The 7,804-nt window shown below is 58.5% G+C and carries 6 protein-coding genes; 4 read left to right on the top strand and 2 right to left on the bottom strand.

The window, feature by feature from the left end:
• The first annotated feature begins 4 nt into the window (after positions 1 to 4).
• A complete protein-coding gene (locus ACSFBM_RS33085) occupies positions 5 to 2,086 on the top strand; it encodes a peptidase domain-containing ABC transporter (protein WP_435488167.1) in 2,082 nt (693 codons plus the stop codon).
• Positions 2,086 to 3,399 (top strand): TolC family protein, encoded by a 1,314-nt coding sequence (locus ACSFBM_RS33090; protein ID WP_435488168.1) that lies wholly within the window; start codon positions 2,086 to 2,088, stop codon positions 3,397 to 3,399. Before ACSFBM_RS33085 ends, ACSFBM_RS33090 begins: the two co-directional genes overlap by 1 nt.
• Positions 3,400 to 3,736: 337 nt before the next feature.
• Here ACSFBM_RS33090 and ACSFBM_RS33095 read toward each other — a convergent pair whose 3' ends face one another.
• Together ACSFBM_RS33095 and ACSFBM_RS33100 are read right to left on the bottom strand one after the other, a co-directional pair.
• On the bottom strand, positions 3,737 to 4,765 hold the full coding sequence (locus ACSFBM_RS33095) for an IS110 family RNA-guided transposase (RefSeq protein ID WP_435488177.1): 1,029 nt from the start codon (positions 4,763 to 4,765) through the stop codon (positions 3,737 to 3,739).
• Between the two features lie 356 nt (positions 4,766 to 5,121).
• Positions 5,122 to 5,337 (bottom strand): hypothetical protein, encoded by a 216-nt coding sequence (locus ACSFBM_RS33100; protein WP_435488169.1) that lies wholly within the window; start codon positions 5,335 to 5,337, stop codon positions 5,122 to 5,124.
• Positions 5,338 to 5,585: 248 nt separating this feature from the next.
• Between ACSFBM_RS33100 and ACSFBM_RS33105 the strand changes: the two genes are divergently transcribed.
• Both ACSFBM_RS33105 and ACSFBM_RS33110 read left to right on the top strand, forming a co-directional pair.
• Positions 5,586 to 6,623, top strand: a complete 1,038-nt coding sequence (locus tag ACSFBM_RS33105; RefSeq protein WP_435488170.1) for an IS110 family RNA-guided transposase — start codon at positions 5,586 to 5,588, stop codon at positions 6,621 to 6,623.
• Between the two features lie 371 nt (positions 6,624 to 6,994).
• On the top strand, positions 6,995 to 7,564 hold the full coding sequence (locus ACSFBM_RS33110) for a hypothetical protein (RefSeq protein ID WP_435488171.1): 570 nt from the start codon (positions 6,995 to 6,997) through the stop codon (positions 7,562 to 7,564).
• The last annotated feature ends 240 nt before the right edge of the window (positions 7,565 to 7,804 follow it).

Raw genomic sequence — 7,804 nt, forward strand, 5'->3', positions numbered from 1 at the left:
TTTTATGCAATCCTATCTTCAGTCCACCACGTCCGAATGCGGACTTGCGTGCCTTGGTTATGTCGCTGCCGCACACGGCAAAGAATATTCCATGGCCGAATTGCGAGGAAAGTTCTCCCTATCCACACGAGGGCTGAACCTGCGCAGCCTCGCACGACTTGCGGATCTCATGGGATTCACCAGTCGGGCACTGCGACTGGAGGTCGAGGAACTGGATCTCCTGGCCAAGCCCTGCATTCTTCATTGGGATCTGGTGCACTTCGTCGTCCTGGTGTCAGTACATCGCTCCAGAATCCAGGTCTACGACCCCGCTTACGGGATTAGAAGCATCAGTCGCGAAGAAGTGGCTTCAACGTTCACAGGTGTCGCGCTTGAACTGACTCCCGGAGTTTCATTCGAGGCCGTTAAGCCCCCCGCGCCGCTGAAATGGCATCAACTGACGGGCAGGATCTCGGGACTTGGGACAAGTCTCCTGCGCATTCTGGTGTTGGGTGCGGCCATCCAACTGCTGTCGATGGTGTCGCCGATGTTCACGCAATGGATTGTCGACGGCGCAATCCTCTCCAACGATGCTGACCTGCTGTGGACGCTCCTTCTCGGAGTGGGACTGCTCGGGCTATCGAAAATCTTCATGGAAGCGGCGCGTGGATGGTTCACGATTTCGCTATCGACGCAGTTCGCCGTGCAGTGGTCGATGCGAATGAAGTACCACATGCTCAAGCTTCCACTGAAATGGTTCGAGTTGCGGCACATCGGGGACATCAGCGCCAAGTTCCAATCCATTCAAACGATTCAGTCCACCGTGACGGGGAAGTTCATCGAGGTTCTCTTCGATGGCGTCTTCTCGGTTTTCACTCTCGCGCTCATGGCTGTTTACTCATGGAAGCTCGCCCTGATCGCGATCGCGGCCTTGCTCGGCTATGCCGCGCTTCGGCTTTTCCCGCACCATGTCTACCACAAGGTCAACGACGAGATCATTTCCCTGGACGCGAAGTCGCAAAGTGTGTTCATAGAAAACATCCGCGGAATTCAAACTATTAAGCTCAATAACATCGAGGGCGTGCGCGGGGCGCTTTGGCACAACGGAATCATTTCTGCCTCAAACAAGAAGATCAAGTCGCAGATCATCACGCTGATCTTCACTTCCGGCTACGGCTTGATATTCCTGATGGAGAACGTGTCCGTGCTCGGAATCGGCGCCTCGATGGCAATGGAAGGCTCGATCACCGTCGGGATGCTGATGGCCTACTTGGCCTACAAATCCGACTTTTCCGGACGGATGCAGCGACTGATCGACAACTCCATGTCGATCCGGCTGCTTCGGTTGCACATCGATCGTGCCGCTGATATCGCCCTGTCCAAGAAGGAACCAAGCGAAGACGGTCACCTGCTCGCGCTCGATGCGGAAGAGGGGCCCTCGGGCGGGATCGCCATTCGTTTGGAAAACGTCGGATTTCGCTACTCCGAGGACCTGCCTTGGGTGTTCCGCGGGGTGAGCTTGACCATCGAGCCCGGACAGCATGTGTGCTTTCACGGGGCCACCGGCTGCGGAAAGACGACGTTGGCGAAGATCATCCTAGGCCTGCTGGAGCCGACGGAAGGGATCATCTACATCGACGACGTCCCTTTAAACCAATTCGGAATCGTCGCTTGGAGAAACTCGGTTGCCGCAGTGATGCAGGACGATCAGTTGCTGTCGGCATCGATCCGGGAGAATGTTTCCTGCTTCTCCAGCGAGGTGACTCTCGAGAAAATCTCGAAGGCGCTGCGACAGGCCGAGATCATGGACGAGGTTTCCCGCATGCCGATGGGAATGAACACTTTCATCGGCGACATGGGCAGCAGCTTGTCCGGAGGACAGCGTCAACGCATTATGTTGGCGCGGGCACTTTGCAAGGTACCGCGTGTGCTGGTACTCGACGAGGCAACCAGCCATCTGGACACGGCGACGGAATCGAGGATCAATGCGACGATCAATTCGCTCAACATCACCCGAATCACGATCGCGCATCGGCCCGAGACCATCACGTCCGCGTCAGTCCAGTTCGATTTTTCCAGGCTTGGCACGTTAAAGGTTCCCGGGTGATGAGGGGTGCAGGCAAACACCTGCGGAAACTGCCAGCGGTCGTCGCCGCGCTGGCTTCGCCGGTCCTGTGGGCGGCGCCCCTTTCTACTTTTGTCCAGTGCGCGGCGTCCTCCGATGGCGGTTATGCGGCTGCACGCGCAGACTACGAGGCAAGGGTCGCCAATAGCGCGCAACTCAGGACGCAGATTCTTCCCCGAGCTGAGATGACGTCCTCGCTCAACGCGACAAAAGGGGAGTTCGAGACCCGGGGAGAGTCGACCGACCGGCGTTTCCAAAGCTACGAAGTCGGTGCCCGGCTCGTTCAGCCGATCTACAACGCAGGCGCGCTCATCTCCCACGATCAAGCTGATATCCAGGGACGGATTGCGGAAAATTCGCTAAATGCCGAAAGGCAAAACCTGGCCGCGAAAGTCAGCGGCGCCTACCTTGATGTGCTGGCCGCCGCGGAGCAACTCGAGGTGATCGATGCGGAAATCGCGGCGAACAAGGCCCAGTTCGACCAGACCCATGCCAGGTATGCCGAAGGACTCACCTCGTCTGCCGATGTGCTTTCCGTGGAACTTCGATTGAAGTTCCTGCAGCTCAACGCGAGTCAACAACAAGCGGAAATCGAAGCCAGGAAATTCTCACTCGCCGCGCTGTGCCCGCGGCGTATCTCTCCGGACGCCTCGATCTATAACGAACTGGAGAAGGAAGACGTTGGAAAGTCGCTCGACGCGCACCTGCACGCCATGAGAACCAGCAACCCCGAACTCCTCAAACTGCAGCAAGCCGTCGCCTTCGCTGAGCTTGAGGTCAGGCGTGCCGAAAAGCAGTACGCCCCCGTCCTCAATGGTGTGCTGGCGGTGAACTGGCAGAAGCATCCACGCGGCGTCATCGACGTCCCGTATGAGCGAAGCATCCGCACCGCCTCCGCCGGTGTCCAGCTGACCGTACCGCTCTATTCGGGTGGAGCGACCGAGTACAAGATCAGGGAAATGTCGGCGCTGCGCGACAAGGCGGCCGGCTTGCTGGGTCAACGCGAACAGGAACTGGAGGCGCAGTTGCGCGCTGATTTTCTTCGCCTGCAGTCAGCAAGGCGCGACCTCAAATCCGCGCGCGTTGCGCTCGAAGTGGCCGAGTCGGCCTACCAGGCTAACGTACTGGGATACACCAACGGCGTGCGCCTTCTTTCGGAACTTCTGATCGCCCAGACCCAGGTCGCTGAAGCCAAGCAGCGGATCCTTCTCACACGACAACTGGTTGCGAAGACGGTCTTATCCATCCGCAGTGCCGATGGGCGCCTGGCGGAATTCGGCGACGGACCTCCTTAACGGCGCTGCCCAAGCCGCTCGCTTGTATGAATACATGAACTACCTTGTATAGATGCCTCCCGGCCATGAGTAGTAACCCGCAACGCTCTGCGAAGAAGTCGGTTGCTGCCTTGCATCCGGCCTGTGATGTGGATGGTGGGTTGCCCCTTGTCCACTGGCCCCGATGTAATCCGCTGACGAGCACCTCATCTCTTAGGACGGACTTTTGAAGTCCGGTAGTTCATCCAGGTTTAGCTCGTCCCGGTCTGACCTGTTTCACATCACGCTACTTCGTTGCTGCCTCATCGCCTTCAAAGGCTCACGTCCTCCTTTCTTGGGTTGATGTTTGACTATCAGTTCAAGACGCAAGCGGCCTGGTGCTCTGGTGGCCGCGTTCATAGTCCTGCTGTCGGGCCGTGACGGCCCAGATTGTTCGCGCCATCTTGGCCGCCTGTGCCACGATCACGACGTTCGGCGGCCTCCTGGTTTGGAGTTTCTCCAGCCATGGGCCGGGCTCTTTCGCATGTCTCAGTACCGCACGAGCGCCGTGAACAAGCAAGGTGCGCAGGTAGGTGTCGCCCCGCTTGGATATCCCCAGCAGAGTCACCCGGCCACCTGTGCCCCGTTGCTTGGGCACCAGACCCAGCCAGGCACAGAATTCGCGCCCAGACTTCAATGCCTTGGCTTCTCCCATCGTGGCGATAGCCGCTGTAGCCGAGAGCAGGCCGACTCCGGGTATCGCCAGACGCTTCATGTCCACGTCAATGCGCAGAACCTCAGCAAGCCTCACCTCGATGGCCCTAATGTCTATCGCGAGTTGCTTGATGCGCTGGGCCTGCTCGCGCAGGCTGTCGGCAACATACTGTGGAATGCTGTTGGCAAGCGCCTCCAGCGCGAGCTCCAACTCGCCCAACAGCGCTTTCTTGCCTCGCGCGAAGGTGGCCCCAAACTCATAGAGCAGCCCCCGCAACGCATTGATCTGCATGATCTTCACCCGAATCAACATCTCGCGCTGACGATGCAAGGTGGGCGTGGCTTGTTGCGCGAGCGTCTTCACGCCCACGAATTTGGTGCCCGGCTGTTGGAGCGCCAGCCAGATGGCGCGTGCGTCCGTGGCGTCGGTCTTGTTGCCGTTCACGAACGAGCGCACGGCCTTGGCATGAATCAGCCGCACGGCATGGCCCTGCGCCGTCAACGCACGGGCCCAGTGGTGTGCTCCGCCGCAGGCTTCGATACCGATCAGGCAAGGCGCACGATTGGCGAAGTGCCCTAAAACCTTGGCCCGCTTGAGCTGCACGTTCACGATCTCGCCTGTGCTCATGTCCACGGTGTGAAGCTGGAACACATTCTTGGCGATGTCCAGCCCAATGACCTGCAGGCCGCTCATCTGGCCGATGATTTGCCCCGCGCTTTGTGCAGTACGACGATGCATGACGGAACCTCGCTGGTGTTTGTGAAGACATTGGTCTATCACGACGCCATGGGCACTTTGATGCCGTATCCAGTCGAGGGGCCAGCTTGTCTAGCGGGCAAGCCACACGCCCACAACGGTCGCGCTGTTCATCTCGGTACTCCTGGCGGCGTTTGAGCTGCCCGTAGGCAGGGAGGCATCCATTACATCTCCTGGTAGTCCAAGTTTTTGTCCGACCCCCCTTTTTGCGGTTTAGCTGGTCAAGATTGCATCGGCACTAACAGCCATGACCGGCCGCTCGAAGCGACCTGCCAGTGCAGGTCCGCGAGGGCTTAGGTTCGCGCAACCTCACTTAGGATCTCGTCGAAATCAAGTTGAAGCAGCGCAACGAGCTTGTCTATGTCCTTTAGTCTGATGCTCCCATCGGCGATTGAGGCCTGAACCTGCCGCTCGGACATGCCAATCAAGTTTCCTACGTCGGCAAAAGTGATCCCTGCCTTCATCATCTCTCTCTGAAGAATCTCAAGTAGGCGCAGGCTTTTTTTCATCTCGGAATTAACCTGGTGCAGGACTTGATGCCCTGAAATTTCAAGCAATTGTGGCGAGCGTAGGCGACGGCTAGCCCGCCTTCTTGCAAGGTAGCTTCTGCTCGTCCGATTGGTATCTCGGTATCACGGGGCGATTGAAAAGGCAGAATGCGGACACAACCAACGGGATGGACGCCCCCACCCGTACCGGCATCGATGTGCCAAAGTGGAAGTGTCACCAACCACTTGAACCGAGAGGGGCGTCCACCATGAAAATTACTACTGTTGGCATTGACCTGGCAAAGAACGTGTTCCAGGTTCACGCAGTGGATGAGCATGGCAAGGTAGCGCTGCGCAAGCAGCTGCGGCGCGACCAGATGACTGCGTTCTTCGTGAACCTGCCACCGTGCCTCATCGGCATGGAGGCATGCGGCAGTGCCCACCACTGGGCGCGCACCCTGCAAGGCTTCGGCCACACGGTGCGCTTGATGTCGCCACAGTTCGTCAAGCCGTACGTGAAGAGCAACAAGAACGACGTGGCCGATGCCGAGGCCATCTGCGAGGCGGTCACCAGGCCCAGCATGCGGTTTGTGCCGGTGAAGAGCGTCGAGCAGCAGGCGGTGCTGTCGCTGCATCGCGCACGCCAGGGCTTCGTCATTGCCCGCACCGCGCAGGCCAACCAGATTCGCAGCCTCCTGGGCGAGTTCGGCCTGGTCATCCCGAAGGGCATCTGCCACGTCGCCAAGCAAGTCCCCGAGCTGCTTGAAGACGCGAGCAACCAGCTGCCCGGAACGTTCCGCCGACTCATCGCTCGCCTAACCGAGCACCTCAAGGAATTGGACAAGCTGGTCGACGAGTTCGAGGACCAAATCAAGGCCTGGCATCGCAGCAGCGAGCTCAGCCTCCGGCTCGAGAAGATTCCCGGCATCGGACCGCTTGGAGCCAGTGCTCTGGTGGCCTCCATCGCGGATGCGAACAGCTTCGACAACGGCCGGCAGCTCTCGGCTTGGCTCGGCCTCGTGCCGAGGCAGCATTCGAGCGGAGGCAAGCCAACGCTCCTGGGCATCAGCAAGCGCGGGGATGTGTACCTGCGCACCTTGCTCATTCACGGCGCGCGCTCGGCCATTGTTGCGGCGCAGCGCAAGGCCGTGAACACCAACGTGTGGCTGGCGAGCCTGCTGAACCGACGACATCCGAACGTGGCAGCTGTGGCACTGGCCAACAAGAACGTGCGAACGGTCTGGGCACTGCTAGCCCACGGGCGGGAGTTCCGACCTAACTACGTGCCGCCGCAGCTCGCTGCGTAGCCGACCCAACCCATCAACACAGAAGGCAGGAGACTGAACCACCGGTTGCTCAGGCAATCACGCAGTGATGGCAAAACAGGTTAGACCGTGGTTGGCGAAGCCCAGAACGTCCGAAGCACCGCGGAGTGCGGAGAACCGATAGAGGAGCCGACCAGCAAATCTCATCAGGGACAGCGGCGAAAAGCCGCAGCCGAAAGTCCGAATGTACGGGTGCAATCGAACCTTCAAGCTATCAATAACTGAATGCCTGGCATATTCGGGGGCGTCCATGTACGGTCGTTCGGCGCGTCGGGCAAACTTCAGCCAGAAGCAGTGCTTCGACGCTGGCATCTGAAATAGCGCGTAGGGCTTCTATTGCATAAGGGCTAGAAATGGGAATAGAGTTCTACGGATATTTCCAGGCGCGCATCAATGGTAAATGGAAAGAGGTAGGCAGATTTGATCATTTCAACAGCGCAGTTCAGCACTGGCTCGCGCCGTGGGAAGATCTCCACGTTCGTTGGGGCATCAAACCCATCTCACCATGGCGTGGCGCCCCGCCAGATTTCTCTGTTCCGGGTATGAACGAGGGGGACTATACGCAGCTGTTGCTTCTACCGACCAAGACCTATTGCGAGATCTCGTGGCTTTCAGCTGAAGAAATTTTGGAATCTCTTCCGATCTTGGAAACGTGGATGGAAGAGATGGACCAAGCTGAGTTTGAGAAGAAGAGTAATGAGAGCTACTGGGACTACCGCCACGCGTACTGGGTAGAGGCTCCTCCACGCTTGGTGTCTGCTCGCAAACTCAATGCTGTTCCAGCGGAAGGGAGCCAGAAGTTTGAGGTTGAGTTCATCATCGATAGAAGCGAGGAAGCTCGTAGCTTCACCGGTCAAGTGTCTAAGTTACAACGTGACTATCAACAAGTTCGATTTATCTTCTACTGCGAAGCTGATTGGTAGTGGCACTGGCCTGGTTGCCCTGAACTCGTTCTGCAATGGCTCCCATGCATCTGCTTCCGCATTTTTCATCTCGTTGATCGACTGCTGTGAGCTCCTTCGCCGAGATGGCGGCAGGCTGCAGTCGGCCGAGGCTGTGTGGAAACGCCTTCGGCGCTCCAGTATGCCGAGCATTCACGTCGCGAGGGCCACCGCTAGCCTCGCAGGCCATCCAGTCGTCGTAGACGGGCACGAACGGATTTG

This window comes from Variovorax pasteuri (genome assembly GCF_051216435.1).
In the GTDB taxonomy this organism is placed as follows: domain Bacteria; phylum Pseudomonadota; class Gammaproteobacteria; order Burkholderiales; family Burkholderiaceae_C; genus Variovorax.